19 protein-coding genes and 1 tRNA gene are annotated in these 17,093 nt (G+C 69.6%); 7 read left to right on the top strand and 13 right to left on the bottom strand.

Annotated elements, in window-relative coordinates:
* Positions 1-78 precede the first annotated feature (78 nt).
* From RJT50_RS06155 to RJT50_RS06130, 6 genes are all read right to left on the bottom strand, one after another.
* A complete protein-coding gene (locus tag RJT50_RS06155; protein ID WP_313695069.1) occupies positions 79-1,236 on the bottom strand; it encodes a PPC domain-containing protein in 1,158 nt (385 codons plus the stop codon).
* Positions 1,237-1,471: 235 nt separating this feature from the next.
* Positions 1,472-1,825: a hypothetical protein gene (locus RJT50_RS06150; RefSeq protein WP_313695067.1), complete on the bottom strand. Its 354-nt coding sequence runs from the start codon at positions 1,823-1,825 to the stop codon at positions 1,472-1,474.
* A 120-nt stretch (positions 1,826-1,945) separates the two neighbouring features.
* Positions 1,946-2,125 (bottom strand) — tRNA-Trp (locus RJT50_RS06145).
* A gap of 47 nt (positions 2,126-2,172) precedes the next feature.
* Positions 2,173-2,394: a DUF5795 family protein gene (locus tag RJT50_RS06140; RefSeq protein ID WP_313695066.1), complete on the bottom strand. Its 222-nt coding sequence runs from the start codon at positions 2,392-2,394 to the stop codon at positions 2,173-2,175.
* A gap of 48 nt (positions 2,395-2,442) precedes the next feature.
* Positions 2,443-3,435, bottom strand: coding sequence for a DUF5794 domain-containing protein (locus RJT50_RS06135; RefSeq protein WP_313695064.1), 993 nt, complete (start codon positions 3,433-3,435; stop codon positions 2,443-2,445).
* The gene (locus RJT50_RS06130) at positions 3,436-3,651 is read right to left on the bottom strand and encodes a hypothetical protein (protein WP_313695062.1); all 216 of its coding nucleotides are present in this window, start codon (positions 3,649-3,651) and stop codon (positions 3,436-3,438) included.
* A 346-nt stretch (positions 3,652-3,997) separates the two neighbouring features.
* Between RJT50_RS06130 and guaB the strand changes: the two genes are divergently transcribed.
* Positions 3,998-5,494 carry an IMP dehydrogenase gene (gene guaB / locus RJT50_RS06125; RefSeq protein WP_313695059.1) on the top strand — a complete coding sequence of 499 codons (1,497 nt, stop codon included), beginning with the start codon at positions 3,998-4,000 and terminating at the stop codon, positions 5,492-5,494.
* Positions 5,495-5,716: 222 nt separating this feature from the next.
* Entirely contained in the window at positions 5,717-6,337 is a 621-nt protein-coding gene (locus RJT50_RS06120) for a HalX domain-containing protein (RefSeq protein ID WP_313695057.1), read from the top strand.
* Here RJT50_RS06120 and RJT50_RS06115 read toward each other — a convergent pair whose 3' ends face one another.
* From RJT50_RS06115 to RJT50_RS06100, 4 genes are all read right to left on the bottom strand, one after another.
* Positions 6,338-7,492: an acyl-CoA dehydrogenase family protein gene (locus tag RJT50_RS06115; protein ID WP_313695055.1), complete on the bottom strand. Its 1,155-nt coding sequence runs from the start codon at positions 7,490-7,492 to the stop codon at positions 6,338-6,340.
* 153 nt (positions 7,493-7,645) lie between these two features.
* Positions 7,646-8,902, bottom strand: coding sequence for a pyridoxal phosphate-dependent aminotransferase (locus tag RJT50_RS06110; RefSeq protein ID WP_313695052.1), 1,257 nt, complete (start codon positions 8,900-8,902; stop codon positions 7,646-7,648).
* Positions 8,899-9,390 (bottom strand): Lrp/AsnC family transcriptional regulator, encoded by a 492-nt coding sequence (locus RJT50_RS06105; RefSeq protein ID WP_313695049.1) that lies wholly within the window; start codon positions 9,388-9,390, stop codon positions 8,899-8,901. The genes RJT50_RS06110 and RJT50_RS06105 overlap by 4 nt, the downstream gene beginning before the upstream one ends.
* 494 nt (positions 9,391-9,884) lie before the next feature.
* Positions 9,885-11,567 (bottom strand): acyl-CoA mutase large subunit family protein, encoded by a 1,683-nt coding sequence (locus tag RJT50_RS06100; protein WP_313695047.1) that lies wholly within the window; start codon positions 11,565-11,567, stop codon positions 9,885-9,887.
* A 147-nt stretch (positions 11,568-11,714) separates the two neighbouring features.
* Here RJT50_RS06100 and RJT50_RS06095 point away from each other — a divergent pair, with 147 nt between their 5' ends.
* Positions 11,715-12,170: a transporter gene (locus RJT50_RS06095; protein ID WP_313695044.1), complete on the top strand. Its 456-nt coding sequence runs from the start codon at positions 11,715-11,717 to the stop codon at positions 12,168-12,170.
* 28 nt (positions 12,171-12,198) lie between these two features.
* Here RJT50_RS06095 and RJT50_RS06090 read toward each other — a convergent pair whose 3' ends face one another.
* The gene (locus RJT50_RS06090) at positions 12,199-12,618 is read right to left on the bottom strand and encodes a GNAT family N-acetyltransferase (protein WP_313695041.1); all 420 of its coding nucleotides are present in this window, start codon (positions 12,616-12,618) and stop codon (positions 12,199-12,201) included.
* Positions 12,619-12,701: 83 nt separating this feature from the next.
* On the opposite strand from RJT50_RS06090, the gene RJT50_RS06085 reads away from it, so the two are divergent.
* Complete coding sequence (locus tag RJT50_RS06085) at positions 12,702-13,394, top strand: O-methyltransferase (protein WP_313695038.1); 693 nt, start codon at positions 12,702-12,704, stop codon at positions 13,392-13,394.
* 151 nt (positions 13,395-13,545) lie between these two features.
* Here RJT50_RS06085 and RJT50_RS06080 read toward each other — a convergent pair whose 3' ends face one another.
* Positions 13,546-14,349, bottom strand: a complete 804-nt coding sequence (locus RJT50_RS06080) for a creatininase family protein (RefSeq protein ID WP_313695035.1) — start codon at positions 14,347-14,349, stop codon at positions 13,546-13,548.
* Between the two features lie 141 nt (positions 14,350-14,490).
* Between RJT50_RS06080 and RJT50_RS06075 the strand changes: the two genes are divergently transcribed.
* The 3 genes from RJT50_RS06075 to RJT50_RS06065 are packed head-to-tail and all read left to right on the top strand — an operon-like array spanning position 14,491 to position 16,466.
* Positions 14,491-14,886: a nascent polypeptide-associated complex protein gene (locus RJT50_RS06075; protein ID WP_313695033.1), complete on the top strand. Its 396-nt coding sequence runs from the start codon at positions 14,491-14,493 to the stop codon at positions 14,884-14,886.
* Positions 14,883-15,626, top strand: coding sequence for a methyltransferase domain-containing protein (locus RJT50_RS06070; RefSeq protein WP_313695032.1), 744 nt, complete (start codon positions 14,883-14,885; stop codon positions 15,624-15,626). The genes RJT50_RS06075 and RJT50_RS06070 overlap by 4 nt, the downstream gene beginning before the upstream one ends.
* Before the next feature lie 36 nt (positions 15,627-15,662).
* On the top strand, positions 15,663-16,466 hold the full coding sequence (locus tag RJT50_RS06065; RefSeq protein WP_313695030.1) for a transcriptional regulator TbsP domain-containing protein: 804 nt from the start codon (positions 15,663-15,665) through the stop codon (positions 16,464-16,466).
* Here RJT50_RS06065 and RJT50_RS06060 read toward each other — a convergent pair.
* Positions 16,456-17,076: a DUF6517 family protein gene (locus RJT50_RS06060; RefSeq protein ID WP_313695028.1), complete on the bottom strand. Its 621-nt coding sequence runs from the start codon at positions 17,074-17,076 to the stop codon at positions 16,456-16,458. The two genes, RJT50_RS06065 and RJT50_RS06060, sit on opposite strands and share 11 nt — an antisense overlap.
* Between the last annotated feature and the right edge of the window lie 17 nt (positions 17,077-17,093).

Genomic DNA, 17,093 nt, shown 5'->3' with positions numbered 1-17,093 from the left:
GGAACGGAAGATCGACGGCGCGGAAAGGGGTCCGAAGGGGGCCCGTCGGCGATCCGCCTCGTTGGTCCGAAATCGGGATCAGCCCCGGAACACGGAGGCCGTATCGGTACCCGTGTTCGTCCCGTTTTCGGTGCCCGCGTCAGTCTCCGTGTCCGTCCCGGGCTCCGTGTTCGTCGCCGTCTCCGTCGCGGGCGGCGTTTCCGTCTCCGTCGTGGGTGGCGTTTCCGTTCCCGTTTCGGTTTCCGTACTCGTCGCAGCGTCCGTCCCCGCGGGCGTCTCGGTGCCCGTCGGGGGCTCGGTGGTCGTGGCGTTCCCGGTCGGCGTGGTCGTTCCGGGTTCCGTAGCCGTCTCCGTCCCCGATTCGGCCGTCGCCGTTTCCGTCCCGGTGTCGTTCGCGGCCGCCGTCACCGACACCGAGAGGTCGTAGGGGCCGGTCGCGCCGGCGAAGCCGTAGACGACGAGGTAGTACGTTCCCGACTCGTTCGGGGCGTACGAGATCGATTCGCCGTCGGTCACCGAGTTGCTGACCTGCAGAACCGACGCGTTCTCGTCCGTGAGGAAGAGGTCCAGGTCGCCGCGCTCGTGCGAGAAGTTGATCGAGGACGAGAGCATCTCGCCCTGGGCGACCTCGACCGCGAACACGTCGACGTCGCCGGTGGTGATGGTGAGGTTATCGTACGACCCGGGGTCGATCGCGGTCGCGTTCGGGAGGTCGTCGTTCGGCTCGAACTCGTCCTCGACGCCCGCGAACGGCGACGCGTCGTTACGGTACGTCAGTTCGTACTCGTTCGTCTGGCCCTGGAATCCGGTCACGACCAGGTAGAAGGTGCCGTTTCGCTCGGGCACGTACGAGAACGACTCGCCGTCGGTCGCCGACTCGTTCCTGAGCAGGATCGTCTCGTTCGGCCCGACGAGGTAGAGTTCGAGGTCGCCCTCCTCGTGCGTGAAGTTGATCGACGCCGACATCGACTCGTTCGCCGTCAGCTCGATCTCGTAGACGTCGACGTCGAACGTGGTGACGTTCAGCCCCTCGTAGGTGCCCGGCGTGATCTCCGTCGCCGTGTCGAAGCTGTTGTTCGGTTCGAACTGCTGTGCCCCCGTCTGCGGGTTCGTCCCGTTCGTCGTCCCCGCGGCGGCCGCGGTGCCCGCGAACGCACTCGTCGCGAGGAGGCAGGCGAGTGTGAGCGCGAGCAGCGGGCCGAGCGGAGACGGCCGTGAGTGACTGTGTCGGGTCATGGGTTTCTGTCGGCCCCGACTCCGGGGCGGTGACCGACGACACGAACGGGGTCAGTACGAAGCCGATTAAGTATGAACAGCCATGTCGTCGGGTGGTTTCGCCGAGATTTTCGAATGCTCGCGTTTCCTCGAGTAACCCCGACGGAGGCGTTCGAGGGTGCCGGGTAAGCCCGACAAACGACCGGCGGGCCGTCTGCTGGTTCGTGCGGTAGGCCGTGGTAGTGGGACGGACCGCTCAGACGGGGTTCCGGAGCCACCGGTGGCGCGGGTGGACCCACGCCCAGTCCGCGACGCCCTCGCGCTGCAGGTACTCGCCCTTCCGGCGCGGGCCGTCCGTGTCCGCCGCGCTCAACTCCTCGACGCCGTCGGCGTCGAACCCGGCGGTTCTGACGCCACGGAGCGCGTCGTCCCAGAAGATCGCCCGCTCGCAGTCCGGAGAGAGGCCGAGGAGTTCGTGCTCGCTCTCGTCTGCCTCCACGAGTTTCCGCGTCGTCTCGATGGCGTCCGACGGGGTTCGGTGCTCCGCGATGGTCCACGCGAGTTCGCCTTCGAGGTGGGTGAACGCGCCGTGTTTCTTCCGTTTCGACATCGCTGGTCGGTACGTGGTCGGTACGGGGCATAGAACTGCGCCGGAGGTGTGGTGGAACTGGAAGTGGTTGGCACGGCAGAGACGAGCGGGTCACTCACCGTGAAAACGCCGCGTGAGAAGTGGGGTCGGAGGGATTTGAACCCCCGATCGACTGATATCTCCGGTTGTCGCGCCTCGGTCCTCCAGAGGGTCGTCGTCGCGGCCGATGATCAGTCGGACGCTCGGTATATCAGTCTGGAGTTCGTCACCGGGCGGTCAGCCTCTGGAGTCAGTCGCCATGCCTGGCTTGGCCACGACCCCTCGCATCAGTTTCTTCCCCGGAATCGCCTAAAGGGATTTCGATTCGGTCAGCGATCCGTCTCGCCCCAGGGGCACTCCTGACACTTGTAGGCGGTCACGAACTCCGTGACCGAGGGCATGTATCCGACCGAGATGACGTCGCCGCCGCAGTCGGGACACTGCCGGTCGGCGTCCGCGATGTCCTCGGCTTCCATCACCGACTCGCCCTCGACGAGTTCGGCCAGTTTCTCGGGCGTGACCATCCGCCCCTCGACGACGCGATTGCTCATGTCGGTGCAAGCGGGGCGGTCGAAGTAAAGCCCGCGGTCGGCGGGACGCTACAGCCAGGGAGCGCGGTTGGGGCCGTCCTCGGGGTCCGACACGCTCCCGTCCGCGTCGTCGCCGTCGACCGGGTCGATCCCGGCCGACGAGCCGCCGTCCGTCGCGGATCCGGACACGGCGCCGGCCGCGAGGTCCGGGGCCGAGGCGGGAGCCGACTCGCCACCGTGGTCGGCTGCGGGTGCTGGCTCCGATGCCCCGTCCCCGCTCGTACCGTCGCCGGTCGCCCCGTCGGCGTCGTCCGAGGAGCCGGCGGACGCGACGTCGGAACTCGGCTCGTAGGAGAACACGGCCGTCACGCAGAGCACGCCGAGCGCGACCGGCTGTTCGGTCGGTAGCAGGCCGAGCACCGAGAGCGCCAGCATCCCGAGCGCGACCGCCGAGCCGAACCGGAAGCGGTCGATGTCGACGCGGTCGCGCAGGTGGTCGCCCGCGAGCGCGACCGCGAGCGCGAAGCCGACGCCGACCCCGGCGGCCGCCCCGGCGCGGACGAGCAGCCCGGGGTCGAGCAGGAGGGTGAGCCGTGCGCCGCTCGGGTCGAAACTCGCAACGAGCCCGAGCGCGATGATCGCCCCCGGCCGCGGGAGGTACTCGCCGACCTCCGCGCTCGCGGTCTTGGCCGCGATGGCGAGGATGACCAGGCCCGCGAAGCGGTGGAACGTGTCGGTGAGCAGGCTCTGGATGGTCTGGGCCAGCGCGGCCTCGGCGACGGCCACGGGAACGAGCACCGCGCCGAGTAGCAGGATGGAGAGGGCCTTCTCGCGCGGCGTTCCCTCCATCTCGGCGAGGACGACCGCCATCGTGGCCGAGCCGCCGAAGATGAGCAGCCCGGTCTCGACGATGCCGAACGGGACCGTCAGCGCCCCCGCGATGACGAGCGCGGGGAAGATGCCGTCGATGAGCGGGAGGCCCATGACGGTGGCGAGCAGCCGCGTGGGGCCGCCGACGCGTCGCTCAAGCCGGAGCGCGATCGGGTGTCGTGACGTACTCATCTAGCGATAGCCGTGCGCCTCACCGGCGGCGCGGTGGTAGCGATCGGGCGACTCCGCGTGGGGGTTCGAGCCGAATTCGAACCGGAGCGGCCAGCGGAAGCCCGCGGCTCCGCGTTCCACCGTCGGTTTCGTCGCCTGCCGGAAGGCTGTCACGAGCGCCGCGCGGATGCTCGTCTGGCCGGCAGTGCGTGCACCGTAGTGGGACACGAAGTCCATGATCGTTCAAACCCACGTCGTGACAATAAGCGTTGTGTGGGATTCGAGCGCATGGGTCACGAAGGTAGGCACCCGAGACGGGTGATTCGCCTACGAATCCACGTCAATTATAGCCCATCGCCTCGAGATGATCGGTGTCGGGCGTCGGTTGGGGCAACCATTGCGACCGGCGTGGGGCCCGTCCCGGTGGCAGTTCGAGCGGTCCGGGCCGGCGGCACGTTCGAGCGGCCGGTTCAGGTGGCAGTTCGAGCGACGTCGGTCGTGCATGTGAGCGAGTAGCGTGTCAGCGGATGGCGGGAGCACGGGTCCTCGGAACGTTTTTGGGACGGAGCGCCCCACCGATAACATGGCGAACGACGGTTCAACAGGTGGGGTCTTCTCCGAGAAGCTGGCGGTGCCCGAGGCGTTGACGTTCGACGACGTGCTGCTCCGACCCAAGGAGAGCCGCGTCGAACCCGACGAGGCGGACGTGTCCACGCGCGTCTCCCGCAACGTCGAACTGACGATCCCGGTGCTGTCGGCCGCGATGGACACGGTCACCGAGAGCGATCTGGCGGCCGAGATGGCCCGCGAGGGCGGCCTCGGCGTCCTCCATCGAAACATGACCGTCGAGGAGACGGCGGCGGAGGTCGAGCGCGTCAAGCGCGCGGACGAACTCGTCATCCGCCGCGAGAACGTCGTCACGGCCGCGCCCGACCAGACCGTCCGCGACGTGGACGAGATGATGGAGCGGGCGGGCGTCTCGGGCGCGCCGGTGGTCGACGACGACGACGCCGTGCTGGGCATCATCTCGGGCACCGACATCCGGCCGTACCTGGAGGTCGGCGAGTCCGACGCGGTCCGGGAGGCGATGACCGACGAGGTCATCACCGCGCCCGAGGACGTCTCCGCGCGTGAGGCGCTCGAGCTCATGTACGAGCACAAGATCGAGCGCGTCCCCGTCGTCGACGAGGGGAACCGGCTCGTCGGGCTCGTCACGATGCAGGGCGTCCTCCAGCGCCGCGAACACGGCGACGCCGCCCGTGACGAGGCGGGCGCGCTGCTCGTCGGCGTCGCGGTCGGGCCGTTCGAGGAGGAGCGGGCCGTCGCGGCCGACGAGGCGGGCGCGGACGTGCTGTTCATCGACTGCGCCCACGCGCACAACCTCAACGTGCTCGAGTCGGCGCGGGCGATCAAGGAGACCGTCGCGGCCGACGTCGTCGTCGGGAACGTCGGGACGCGGGAGGCCGCCGAGGCGGCCGTCGACTTCGCGGACGGCCTGAAGGTCGGCATCGGCCCCGGCTCCATCTGTACCACGCGCGTCGTCTCCGGGGCGGGCATGCCCCAGATCACGGCCGTCGCGCAGGTCGCGGACGTGGCCAGCGAACACGGCGTCCCCGTCATCGCGGATGGCGGCATCCGCTACTCCGGCGACGCCATCAAGGCGGTCGCCGCGGGCGCGGACGCGGTGATGCTGGGCTCCTACTTCGCGGGCACCGACGAGGCCCCGGGCCGGGTCATCACGATGAACGGCAAGCGCTACAAGCAGTACCGCGGGATGGGCTCGGTCGGCGCGATGAGCGAGGGCGGGGGCGACCGCTACCTGAAGGACGCCGAGGAGGACGAGGAGTTCGTCCCCGAGGGCGTCGAGGCCGCGACGCCGTACAAGGGGAGCCTCGCCTCGGAGCTCCACCAGCTCGTCGGCGGGATGCGCTCGGGGATGGGCTACGTCGGCGCCGAGACGCTGTCGGGGTTCAAGGAGCGCGCCGAGTTCGTCCGCGTCTCCCAGGCCGGCCAGACCGAGGGCCACCCCCACGACGTGACCATCACGGACGAGGCACCCAACTACAGCCCCGGCGAGTGAACCGGGGCGGGCCGGGTCGGTTCCGCACGCCGGACGGCGCGCAATTTCTGCCGGAGTCAGACGGGACACGATTAAGTGTTGGGGGGAACGACCGCCAGGCGATGGTTACGTGGCGGCTACCTGACGGACGAACGGAGTCGAGGGTGGGGACGCCGCCACCGGCCAAGGGGTATATTCATAAGGACTGCTCCGTCAGGTGGGGACAACACGGAACACTGTAGCATGAGTGAAGACCTCCCTGTCGTCCTGGTCGTCGAAGACGAGCCCGACCTCGCGGACCTGTACGCCGCGTGGCTCGGCGACGAGTACGAGGTACGGACCGCTTACGGCGGTCACGAGGCGCTCGAACAGCTCGACGAGGACGTCGACATCGTGCTGCTCGACCGACGGATGCCGGGCCTGTCGGGCGACGAGGTGCTCGTCGCGGTCCGGGAGCGGGGAATCGAGTGTCGCGTCGCGATGGTGACCGCGGTCGAACCGGACTTCGACATCGTCGCCATGGGCTTTGACGACTACCTCGTGAAGCCGGTCACGCGCGGCGCGCTCACGGAGACGGTCGAGGGGCTGTTCCGACGCAGCGAGTACGACAGCGACGTTCAGACGTACTTCGCGCTCGCCTCGAAGAAGGCGGTTCTCGAGTCCGAGAAGGGGCGTGCGGCCCTGGAGGAGTCCGAGGAGTACGACTACCTCGACGCACAGCTCAGGGACCTGCGTGAGAACCTCGACGACTCGGTGGCGAACTTCGACGAGCACGACGACTTCGAGGGCGCGTTCCGGGACATCGGGCGAGCCGACGGCACCGGCGACGGAAGCGGCGGGGAAGGGACGGAGTTCGGATTCTGATCAGAACCCTTCGTCGAGCAGTTCGCGCGCGATGATGTTCTTCTGTATCTGGGTCGTTCCCTCGTAGATCTGGGTGATCTTCGCGTCGCGGTAGAGCCGCTCGACGTCGTGGTCGTTGACGAAGCCGGCCCCGCCGTGGAGCTGGACCGCGGTGTCCGCCGATTCGACGGCCGTCCGGGAGGCGAACTCCTTGGCCATCGACGCGAGCCGGGTCAGATCGTCCGGCTCGTTCTCGACGGCCCACGCGGCCTCGTAGGTGAGGTTTCGGGCGGCGCGGAGGTTCGTGAACTGCTCGGCGAGTTCGTGTTTGACGGCCTGGAACTCCGAGATGGGGCGACCGAACTGCTCGCGTTCCTCCGTGTACTCCAGCGCGCGCTCGGCCGCGCCCTTCGCGATGCCTACGCCCTGTGCGGCGACGGCCGTCCGCGTCTCGTCGAAGAACTGCATGAGCTGGAGGAACCCCATGCCGCGCGAGCCGACGAGGTTCTCCTCGGGGACGCGCACGTCGTCGAAGATGAGTTCGGCGGTGTCGCTCGCGCGGATGCCCATCTTCCCGGTGATCTTGTCGGCGTCGAACCCGTCGCGGTCGGACTCGACGATGATCTGGGAGTAGCCCATGTAGCGGTCCTCCTGGTCGGGGTCGGTCTCGCACATCACGACGAAGTAGTCCCCGACCGATCCGTTCGTGATCCACATCTTGTTGCCGTTGATGACCCACTCGTCGCCGTCCTTCTCGGCGCGCGTGGTGATGCCGGTGACGTCCGAGCCGGCCTGCGGTTCGCTGATGGCCGCGCCCATGACGGTTTCGCCCTCGGTGATGGGCGTCAGGTACTCCTCCTTCTGCTCGTCGGTCCCGAACCCCATGATGGCCTCCGCGCCGAAGGCGGCCGAGGTGATACAGAGCCCGACGCCGGGATCGACCGCGAACAGTTCCTCGGTGATGATGGCCGTCTCGAGCGAGTCGTAGCCGACGCCGCCGTACTCGACCGGGATGTGGGGGCCGGTGAGCCCCATCTTCGCGGCCTCCTCCATCACCTCGTACGGGTACGACTCCTCCCGGTCGTGCTCGCTCGCCACGGGCGCGACCTCGTTCTCCGCGAATCGCCGGACCTCGTCGCGTAGCTGTCGTTGCTCCTCGGAGAGTGCGAACTCCATGCGGACACATCACACACCCGACTACCTAAACTCCCTGAAACCCCTGACGGCGGGCGAGACGTTTCTCCCGGACCCGTCGAGCCCTGGCCGGCGGACCTCACGGCGGACCCCGTGGTACGGTTCGAATCGAGGAATCCGGAGGAACGATCCGATTCAGCGGTCCGCGAGGAACGTTTCGAGCCGCGCCATCGCCTCCTTCAGGTCGTCCATCCCGGTCGCGTACGAGAGCCGGAGGTGCCCCGCGCCGCCGTCTCCGAACGCGCTGCCCGGCACCGCAGCGACGCCGGTCGTCTCGAGCAGCTCCGTGGCGAACGCCTCGTCGTCGCCGTCGGGCGCGACGTCGGCGACCCGTGGGAACGCGTAGAACGCGCCGCCGGGCTCGGCGACCGCGACGCCGAGTTCCCGCAGGCGCGCGGTGAGGTACCGCCGGCGACGGTCGTACTCGCGGCGCATCTCGACGACGTCGTCGTCACAGTCCTCCAGCGCCCGGATCGCGGCGTGCTGTGCCGTCGTCGGCGCGGAGAGCATCCCGTACTGGTGGACCTTCGTCATCGCCGCCGAGGCGGTCGGCGGCGCGAGCGCGTAGCCGAGCCTGAGCCCCGTCATCGCGTACGCCTTCGAGAAGCCGTTGACGACGACGGTCCGCTCGCGCATCCCGGGCAGCGTGGCGATGGAGGTGTGCTCGCCCTCGTAGGTGAGCGCGGCGTAGATCTCGTCGGAGACGACCAGCAGGTCGTGTTCGAGACAGAACTCGGCGACTGCGGCGAGTTCCTCCCCCGTCATCGTCGCGCCGGTCGGGTTGTTCGGGTAACAGAGCACGAGCACGTCCGCCTCGTCGGCGCCGGCCGCCGCGAGCGCGTCCGGCGTCAGCGACCAGTCGTCCTCGTGGTGGGTGGGGACGGGGAGCGGGTCGCCGCCGGCGAACGTCACGCCGGGCCGGTAGGAGACGTACGTCGGCGTCGGGAGCGCGACGACGTCCCCGGGGTCGACGAGCGCGCGGAACGCGAGGTCGACGGCCTCGCTCGCGCCGGTGGTGACGAGGATCTCCTCCTGCGGGTCGTAGGCGAGGTCGTAGCGCTCGACGTGGCGCGCGATGGCGCGTCGGAGCGCCGGCATCCCGCGGTTTGCCGTGTAGCTCGTGCGGCCGCGCTCCAGCGACTCGATCGCCGCCGACCGGGCGGCCCACGGCGCGGTGAAGTCCGGTTCGCCGACGCCCAGCGAGATCACGTCCTCGCGGGATTCGGCGACCTCGAAGAACGCGCGGATGCCCGAGGGCGGCACCGCCTCGACGCGCTCCGCTGGCGTGAAGCGGTCGGCCTTCCCCGGGTCGTCCGTCTCGCGGCTGCCGGTCTCCGAAGCCCCTGAAGCCCCGCTGGCCGGCGTGTCCGGGGAATCACTCCGGTCGCTCATGGGGTCACTGAGAGCCGGTCGTCGTCGTCGCGCTCGTCGAAGACGACCCCGCGTTCCTTGTACGTCTCCATCACGTAGTGGGTGACCGTCTTCGTCACCGCCGGCAGCGGCGCGACCTCGTCGGCGACGAATCGGGAGACGGCCTGCATCGTGTCGGCGCTCACGTCGAGCGCGAAGTCGTAGTCGCCCGAGACGAGCCGGAGCGAGTCGACGGTCGGCGACTCGGCGATGCGGCGTGCGATGTCCTCGTAGTCGGTCTCCCGGTCGAGTTCGACGTTCACCTCGACGACCGCGGCGACCCGGTCGGCGTCGGTGCTGTCCCAGTCGACGACCGCCGTGTAGCCGCGCAGCACGCCCGCCGCTTCGAGTTCGTCGAGACGCGCGTCCACCTCGTCCGCCGAGAGGCCCGTCTGGCGGGCGATGTCTGCGGTCGATTCCCTGGCGTCGGCAACTAGCACGTCGAGCAGGGCGCGCGTCTCGTCGTCCATGGGTGGACGTGACGCGCCCCCGAGAAAGCGGTTTCGTCCGCTGCAGGAATCCCCAATCCTCGTCGTGTTTTCGGTTTGTGGTATCGTGGAGGTCGATTTTCGGGATTTCGTGGCTGCCAGTCGTCGGTTTTCGCAGGTTTCGTGGTTTGGTTGGTCGTCGTGACGCACGCCTCGGTCCGGCCGCTTTCGTTCGAAAATCGAAGGTTTTCGTGATGCTGTCGGATTCAGACGGAATCCGACCGCTGACGGGAACCCGTCGGTTTCCCGTACTGACGAACGGTGCGAGCGCCGTTCGAACCACGCTCCTCGCCGCACACTACGTTCGCTCCCGTGGTGCTTGTCGGTCCGCGCCTGCGCCGACCGCGAGCGAATCGGCCGGGGAGGACGTGGCTGCGGTTTCAGGTGAGCCAGCAACAGTGCCGTGCGTCCAGACGGCCGACCGGCCATCCTCGAATGGTGATGAACGGCGGACTCTCGTTCTGGAGCCAACTCCCCTACACCGAACCGGGCTGGTACTCCCCGAACTCCTTGCGGAGCACGTTGCAGATCTCGCCGACCGTCGCGTACGCCTTCACCGCGTCGACGATGTACGGCATCAGGTTCGCGTCCCCGGTCGCCGCGTCACGGAGCGCCGCCAGCGCCGCCTCCGCCTCCTCCGAATCGCGCGACTCGCGGAGGTCCTGCACGCGCTCGACCTGCGCCCGCTGCTCCTCCTCGGAGACGTCCTCCAGGTCCACCTGCGGTTCGTCCTCCTCGACCTCGTACTCGTTGACGCCGACGATGACGCGCTCGCCTTCCTCGATCTCGCGCTGGCGCTCGAACGCCGTGTCCTGGATCTGGCGCTGGACCCACTGGTTCTGTACGGCGTCGAGCATCCCGCCCCGGCGGTCGACCTCGTCGAGGATGTCGAACGCCTCCTCCTCGATGCCGTCCGTGAGGCTCTCGACGTAGTAGCTCCCGGCGAGCGGGTCGATGGTGTCGGCCGCGCCCGACTCGTGGGCGAGGATCTGCTGGGTCCGGAGCGCCGTCCGCACGGATTTCTCGGTCGGGAGCGAGAGCGCCTCGTCCTTCCCGTTCGTGTGGAGGCTCTGGGTGCCGCCCAGCACCGCGGCGAGCGCCTGGTAGCCGACCCGGACGACGTTGTTCTCGATCTGCTGGGCCGTCAGCATCGAGCCGGCGGTCTGGGTGTGGAACTTCAGCTGCTTCGACTTCGGGTTCTCCGCGCCGAAGCGCTCCGCCATGATCGTCGCCCACATCCGGCGGGCGGCGCGGAACTTCGCCACCTCCTCCAGGATGTTGTTGTGGGCGTTGAAGAAGAAGGAGAGCTGCGGGGCGAACTCGTCGACGTCGAGGCCGGCGTCGACGGCCGCCTGGACGTACTCGATGCCGTTGCCGAGCGTGAACGCGATCTCCTGGGCCGCCGTCGACCCGGCCTCCCGGATGTGGTACCCGGAGATGGAGATGGTGTTGAACTTCGGCGTCTCGTTCGCGCAGAACTCGAAGATGTCGGTGATGAGCCGCATCGACTCCGCGGGCGGGTAGATGTAGAGGTTCCGCGCGATGTACTCCTTCATGATGTCGTTCTGGATGGTGCCCCGGAGCTCCTCGCGGTCGACTCCCTGCCGGTCGCCGACGGCGACGTACATCGCGAGCAGCACCGATGCGGGCGCGTTGATCGTCATCGAGGTCGACACCTCGTCGAGCGGGATGCCGTCGAACACGCGCTCGAAGTCCTCCAGCGAGTCGATTGCGACGCCCGATTTCCCGACCTCGCCGGCGGCCATGTCCGCGTCGGAGTCGTAGCCCATCTGGGTCGGCAGGTCGAACGCCATCGAGAGCCCCGAGGAGCCCTGGTCGATGAGGTAGTTGAACCGCTCGTTCGTCTCCGCGGCGGTGCCCATGCCGGCGTACTGGCGCATCGTCCAGAGCCGCCCCCGGTGCATCGTCGGGTAGACGCCCCGGGTGTACGGCTCCTCGCCCGGGAAGCCGAGGTCCGCCTCGTAGTCGAGGTCCGCGACGTCGTCGGGCGTGTACAGCGGGTCGACGTCCTGGCCGCCGGTGTCGGTTGTGAACCGCTCCTCGCGCTCCCCGAACCGCTCGACGGTGGGCTCGCGGGTCTCCTCCTCCCACCGCCGCTTCTCCGAGCGGATTTCCTCCAGGTCGTCGGGGTCAAACATCACCTGATGGGTCGGTCGCGCTCGTCTTAAAGCCTCCACGTCGCGTCACGGACGGGCCTCGTGGAGCCGTCACGCCACCGACCTGACCCTCCCCCCGTCCGGGCCGTCCTGCCGGGATTTATGCGGTGACCACCCGAGTCGCCGACCATGCCGCTCGCACTCACGGGAGCCTACGTCCTGCACACGCTGTTCGCCGGCGTCTGGGTCGGCGCGGTCCTGCTCGCCACCTGGAAGGTCGTCCCGCTCGCGAAGGGCGGGGGCCTCGACCCCGACGCGCTCGGGTCGATCTCCTCCGGGCTGACGACCATCACGCGGGTCGCGGCGCTGGTGTTCGTCGCCACCGGCGGCCACATGGCCGCGACCGTCTACGGGAGCGAGTTGCTGTTCGGCACCGGTCGCGGCCACCTCGTGCTCACGATGCTGGCGCTCTGGCTCGTCATGACCGGCCTCGTCGAGGTCGGCGCGAGCAAAATCAGGTCCGCGCTGGACGTCGGCAAGGTCCGAACCGCCGCCCACGACGCGGAGACGTTCCTCAGACTCGCGTCCGTGGTCGGGGTCGTGCTGCTCGTCATCGGCGGCTATCTGGCCGCTCCCGCACTGTGAACCGTGCCAGCCCGCCGGTCGCGCCGTCCTACAGCTCCGTCTCGACGACGTACCCCCACGCCTCCATCCCCTCCGCCTCGTAGAAGTCGAGCGCCGATTCGTTCCCCAGTCGGTTCGCGAGGGCGACGTACTCGCAGTCCCGGTCGCGCGCCCACGACTCCACGAACGAGAGCAGCGCCGCGCCGTGACCCGCTCCCCGGCGCGACTCGGTGACGACGAGGTCGTGAATCCATGCGTGTCTGGCGTGGTGAACGACGCGCTGGACGGAGACGCCCACCACGCCGACCAGCCCCCCGTCCACGTATCGCCCGAACAGCCGGTAGTCCTCCTCGTCGCGCCACGACCGGACGAACGACTCGTCGGCGTCGCTCCACAGTTCCTGGAGCACCGGCAGCGCCCGGTCCCAGCCCTCGTCGCTCGTCACCTCCTCGATGCGACCGCCGTCCATACGCTCCCGTCCGAGAGGCGCTACGAATGGCTTTCGGGGGTGTGACCCGAAGGCTCACGGTCCCGCCCCCCGTCCCCCGGGACATGGTGCTCTCGGACGAGGCGACCCGGTTCGTCCGCGCCGCCGGGCCGGAACACACCGAGGTACAGGAGCGAATGGCAGCGCTGGCCCGCGAACGGCGGTTCCCGAACATCGGCCCGGACGCGGGCGGCGTCCTCCGCATGGTCGCCAGGCTCACGGGCGCGGAAACGGTGTTCGAGTTCGGCTCCGGCTTCGGCTACTCGGCGTCGTGGTTCCTGCGGGGCGGGGCCGACCGGGTCGTGCTCACCGAGTTCGACGAGGACGAACTCGAACGGGGCGAGGAGTTCCTGACCGAGGCCGGCCTGGCCGACTGCTGTCAGTTCGAGCACGGCGACGCGCTGGCCGCTGTCGAGCGGTACGACGGCCCGTTCGACGTCGTCCTCGTCGACCACCAGAAGGAGCGCTACGAGGACGCCTTCCACTCGGTCGCGCCGAAGGTCGCGGAGGGCGGCGTCGTCGTCGCGGACAACATCATGTACGGCCCCATCGACTTCCACTCGCTGCTGGCACACATGGAGGGCGAACCCCGCGCGATCGACATCGACGACGAGCCCTCACGCGGGGTCGCCTGCTATCTCGACGCCGTCCGCGACGACCCGGCGTTCGAGACGCTCGTCCTCCCCGTCGGCTCCGGACTCGCCGTCTCGACGAAGGTCGAGGAAACCGGCGACCGCTCGGACCCCGTCGACACGTAGGTTCAAATACCGGACCGCGACCAACGGCCGTGTGCGCTGAGAACTGCCGTCCGGCGTTCGCGGGTGCGCGGCGTCGCGTCGGACGGGATCGAACGCGCCGGGGAAAACACCCGTCGCCGACGTGACGAGGACGCCGCCAGTCAGCGATCCGCTAGCGCTCCGGACGTCGGCTCCCCGGCTGCGGGTCGACGTGCGGTTCGGGCATGAGATCCGAGAACGGCTGGTCGTCGAGCCACCCCAACAGCTTCACGAGCTGCTCGCTCGCGGCCTCGAACAGCTCCGCGCCGATCTCCGCGGTCGCGTCCGTCTGGTCGCCGAACACGCCGTTGGGCGAGTTGTCCGAGCTGTCGTAGTACGTCCGCGCGCCGAACCGGCCCGTCGTCGCCGCCGGGAGGTCGACGACGCCGCCGTCGCGCGCCGCTTCCAGTTCCCCCTCGCGGACGAGGTCGGGCGCGATGTGCTGGATCATCGCGGTCTCCTTCGGGCCGCCGTGGGGGCCGTTGTGGGCGAACGACTCCCGCACCAGTTCAGGGATCGACTCGTCCCACATCCACTCGACCGCGTAGGCGGTCCGGTCGCGCCTGAGCCGTCGGCCCACCTCGCGGAGGTGCTGGGTGTTGCCGCCGTGGGCGTTCACGAACACCATCCGGTCCACGCCGTGGTACGTGAGGTTCCGCGAGAAACTCTCGACGTAGTCGCGGAACACGTCGGGCTCGACCCACATCGTCCCGTGGAACTGCCGGTGGTGTTCCGAGACGGCGATCCGGACCGGCGGGGTACAGAGGAACCCGGTCCGGTCGGCCGCCTCCCGCGCCAGCGCCTCGGCGATGAGCGCGTCGGTCGCCAGCGGCAGGTGCGGACCGTGCTGCTCGGTGGAGCCGAGCGGCACGACCGCCACCGACTCGCCGGCGACGTACTCGCCCAGCTCGGGCCACGTCCGTTCGGCCAGTTGCATGCCAGGGGGGTGGGCCGGCCCCCGCATGAAACGAGGGGTCGCGGCGGCGACTCGTAGCCGACGGGGCCGAGCGCGTGCCAACGAGTCCCACCAGCGAGGCACGTCGCCACGCTTTTGCTCCGGCACGCCGACGCTCCTGGCATGTTCGGAGGCGGCGGCATGAACCCACGGAAGATGGAACAGATGATGAAACAGATGGGCATCGACGTGACCGAACTCGACGCCGAGGAGGTGATCATCCGGACGGCCGACGAGGAGCTCGTGTTCGGGGACGCCCAAGTCACGCGGATGGACGCCCAGGGCCAGCAGACCTACCAGGTCGTCGGCTCCCCTGAGTCCCGCGCGGTCGGCAAGGGCGGCGACGGCGGTGACGCCGCCATCGAATCCGGCGACGACTCGGGCGGCGAGGCCGACGAGATTCCCGCGGACGACGTGGAGATCGTCGCACAGCGGGCGGGCGTAAGCACCGACGCGGCCCGGGAGGCCCTCGAGGCCGAGGACGGCGACCTCGCGGCGGCGATCTCCCGGCTGGAGTGAGCCACGCGGCCGTCCTCCTCGTTCACGCGGACTCGGACCGCGAGTACCTCCGCACGCCGGGCGAGGAGCTCCAGACCGACCTCGGCGTGTTGACCGTTCCGGACGACCCGGACCCCGGCCAGATCATCGAGACGCATCTCGAGGAACCGTTCACCGTTCGCGCGCTCCGTGGTCCGGACCTGTTCAACCACTTCGAGCGCACCGGCGCGCCGATGATGCCCCGCGACGTCGGACTGGTCGTGGGCCACGTCGGCGCGCAGTCGGGCGACCGCGTGCTCGACGCCGGCACCGGAACCGGCGTGCTCTCGGCGTATCTCGGCCGGCTGGGAGCCGCAGTGACCACCTACGAACGGGACCCCGAATTCGCGGAGGTCGCCCGCGACAACATGGCGCTCGCGGGCGTCGACGACCGCGTCGAGGTTCGCGGGGGCGACGTGCTCGAGGACCTCGACGCGCTCTCCGGGGAGGAGTTCGACCTCCTCACGCTCGACACGGCCGACGCGGCGACCGTGGTCGAACACGCGCCGGAACTGCTCACCAGCGGCGGCTACTGCGCCGTTTACGCCCCGTTCGTGGAGGACGCGCGGCGGGCGGAGGAGGCGGCGGACGCGGTCGGACTGCTCGGCGTCGAGACGCTGGAGACGATCCAGCGGGAGCTCCACGTCGACGACCGCGGCACGCGGCCCAGCACCGCCGGGGTCGGTCACACGGGCTATCTCACTTTCGCCCGGAACGGATAGTGAAAATTAAAGTCGGCCCGTCGTCCATCCTCCCCCATGCCCGCTCGCTCGCTCGAGGCGACGCCCTCCGTCGCCGAGACGCTCCTCGCAACCGCGCGTGATCCGCTGTTCGTCTCCCCACCCCCGCGGCTCGCGCGGTCGGTTGCCCGCTCGGTGCGAACCGGGAAGGAGACGGCGAGGCTGTTCCTGACGCCGGCCGACGCCGAGGACCTGTTCGACGAGTTCCGGACCGCGACGGCCGCCGCCGAGGCCATCGACGGCGACAGACTCGTCGTTCGAACCGCCCCCGACATCGCCGAGAGCCTGACGCTCGGTGACGGACGGGCCTGGGTCCACGTCCGGGCCGACTCCACGATGAGTTCGCTCTCGACGAGCGACGACGAGGTGACGGCGGCGTTCCGCGAGGCGTTCGAGATCCGGTGGGCGGAAGCCGCCGACTACCGCCCCGAGGTCCCCGCGCGCGACGTCCTCCTCGACACCTTTCGGGACCGCTGGCCGGACGCGGCGAGAACCCTGTCGGGCGCGCTCGACGGCGCCGAGGCCGTCCGTGAGGACGACGTGCTCGACCCGGTCGGCGTCTGTACCCTCGTCGGAGCCCGTCACGAACTGTTCTCCATCGAACTCGGCGAGTGGGCCCGCGAGGTGAACTTCTCGAGCCGGACCGAGGTCGCGCGGGCGAAGGAACGGCTGGCGAGCGCCGACATCGTCGAGACGAGACGGGTCCCCGAGGGCGTCGGTCGTCCCCGCCAACAGCTCGCGCTCGCCGACGAGGCGCTGGGCGAGGTGGACCCGGGTGAGCTGATCCCGACCGTCCAGGAGCGGCTCGGGATCAGCAGGTAGCCCGAACGAGCGCCAGGAGTTCGGATCGGAACCGGGCGGGATCGAGTTCACGTTCGATCGCGTCGGCTCCCACCCCGTCGGGAGCGTCGCGCACGCCCGTCGGATAGGCACCACCGGCGAGGACGTAGCCGCCCTCGACCGGGCGGACGAGGGCGAGCGCCGTCGCGCGGAGCGAGACGCCGTCGACGGTACAGCGAGCGACGTACTCGACCGGCGCGTCCGAGGGCTCGCGGTCGTCGCCCTGTTCCGCCACCGGTCGAGTGGCCGGCTCGTCCCACGACGCGGCCCGCCGAACGTCCGCGAACCCCCGTTCCGCGAGCACGTCGACGAAGCCGGAAAGCGCCCTGTCGGTGACGAGCGCGGTCAGCGCGCGTGACCCGGGTGGCGTCGGTGAGAGTTCTAGCCGGGCGGCCAGAAAGAAGCGCCAGGAGCCGTCGATCCCCGTCGATTCGCGGATCCGGTTCCGGAGGGTCGCGTCCTCGTACACCACCCGGGTCGCATCGACGGCGAGCAAGCCGACGTCGAACGGCCGCCACGCGGCCCGCTCCAGTTCGCGCCAGTCACCCTCCGCGAGCCGTTCGACGGGAACCGGCGGCGTGTCGGGGGGCACGCCGTGTGGGTTGGGCT

Source organism: Halobaculum sp. XH14 (assembly GCF_032116555.1).
In the GTDB taxonomy this organism is placed as follows: domain Archaea; phylum Halobacteriota; class Halobacteria; order Halobacteriales; family Haloferacaceae; genus Halorarum; species Halorarum halobium.
Note: the sequence above shows the minus strand (reverse complement) of the source record. Positions and strands in the feature narration are given on the sequence as shown.

Excerpts from the sequence above, each read along its gene's own strand:
- RJT50_RS06150 (WP_313695067.1), bottom strand. The coding sequence starts at position 1,825 with ATGTCGAAACGGAAGAAACACGGCGCGTTCACCCACCTCGAAGGCGAA.
- RJT50_RS06105 (WP_313695049.1), bottom strand. The coding sequence starts at position 9,390 with ATGGACGACGAGACGCGCGCCCTGCTCGACGTGCTAGTTGCCGACGCC.
- RJT50_RS06080 (WP_313695035.1), bottom strand. The coding sequence starts at position 14,349 with ATGCAACTGGCCGAACGGACGTGGCCCGAGCTGGGCGAGTACGTCGCC.
- RJT50_RS06130 (WP_313695062.1), bottom strand. The coding sequence starts at position 3,651 with ATGGACTTCGTGTCCCACTACGGTGCACGCACTGCCGGCCAGACGAGC.
- RJT50_RS06100 (WP_313695047.1), bottom strand. The coding sequence starts at position 11,567 with ATGTTTGACCCCGACGACCTGGAGGAAATCCGCTCGGAGAAGCGGCGG.
- RJT50_RS06085 (WP_313695038.1), top strand. The coding sequence starts at position 12,702 with ATGGTGCTCTCGGACGAGGCGACCCGGTTCGTCCGCGCCGCCGGGCCG.
- guaB (WP_313695059.1), top strand. The coding sequence starts at position 3,998 with ATGGCGAACGACGGTTCAACAGGTGGGGTCTTCTCCGAGAAGCTGGCG.
- RJT50_RS06110 (WP_313695052.1), bottom strand. The coding sequence starts at position 8,902 with ATGAGCGACCGGAGTGATTCCCCGGACACGCCGGCCAGCGGGGCTTCA.
- RJT50_RS06135 (WP_313695064.1), bottom strand. The coding sequence starts at position 3,435 with ATGAGTACGTCACGACACCCGATCGCGCTCCGGCTTGAGCGACGCGTC.
- RJT50_RS06115 (WP_313695055.1), bottom strand. The coding sequence starts at position 7,492 with ATGGAGTTCGCACTCTCCGAGGAGCAACGACAGCTACGCGACGAGGTC.
- RJT50_RS06120 (WP_313695057.1), top strand. The coding sequence starts at position 5,717 with ATGAGTGAAGACCTCCCTGTCGTCCTGGTCGTCGAAGACGAGCCCGAC.
- RJT50_RS06075 (WP_313695033.1), top strand. The coding sequence starts at position 14,491 with ATGTTCGGAGGCGGCGGCATGAACCCACGGAAGATGGAACAGATGATG.
- RJT50_RS06065 (WP_313695030.1), top strand. The coding sequence starts at position 15,663 with ATGCCCGCTCGCTCGCTCGAGGCGACGCCCTCCGTCGCCGAGACGCTC.
- RJT50_RS06140 (WP_313695066.1), bottom strand. The coding sequence starts at position 2,394 with ATGAGCAATCGCGTCGTCGAGGGGCGGATGGTCACGCCCGAGAAACTG.
- RJT50_RS06090 (WP_313695041.1), bottom strand. The coding sequence starts at position 12,618 with ATGGACGGCGGTCGCATCGAGGAGGTGACGAGCGACGAGGGCTGGGAC.
- RJT50_RS06095 (WP_313695044.1), top strand. The coding sequence starts at position 11,715 with ATGCCGCTCGCACTCACGGGAGCCTACGTCCTGCACACGCTGTTCGCC.
- RJT50_RS06155 (WP_313695069.1), bottom strand. The coding sequence starts at position 1,236 with ATGACCCGACACAGTCACTCACGGCCGTCTCCGCTCGGCCCGCTGCTC.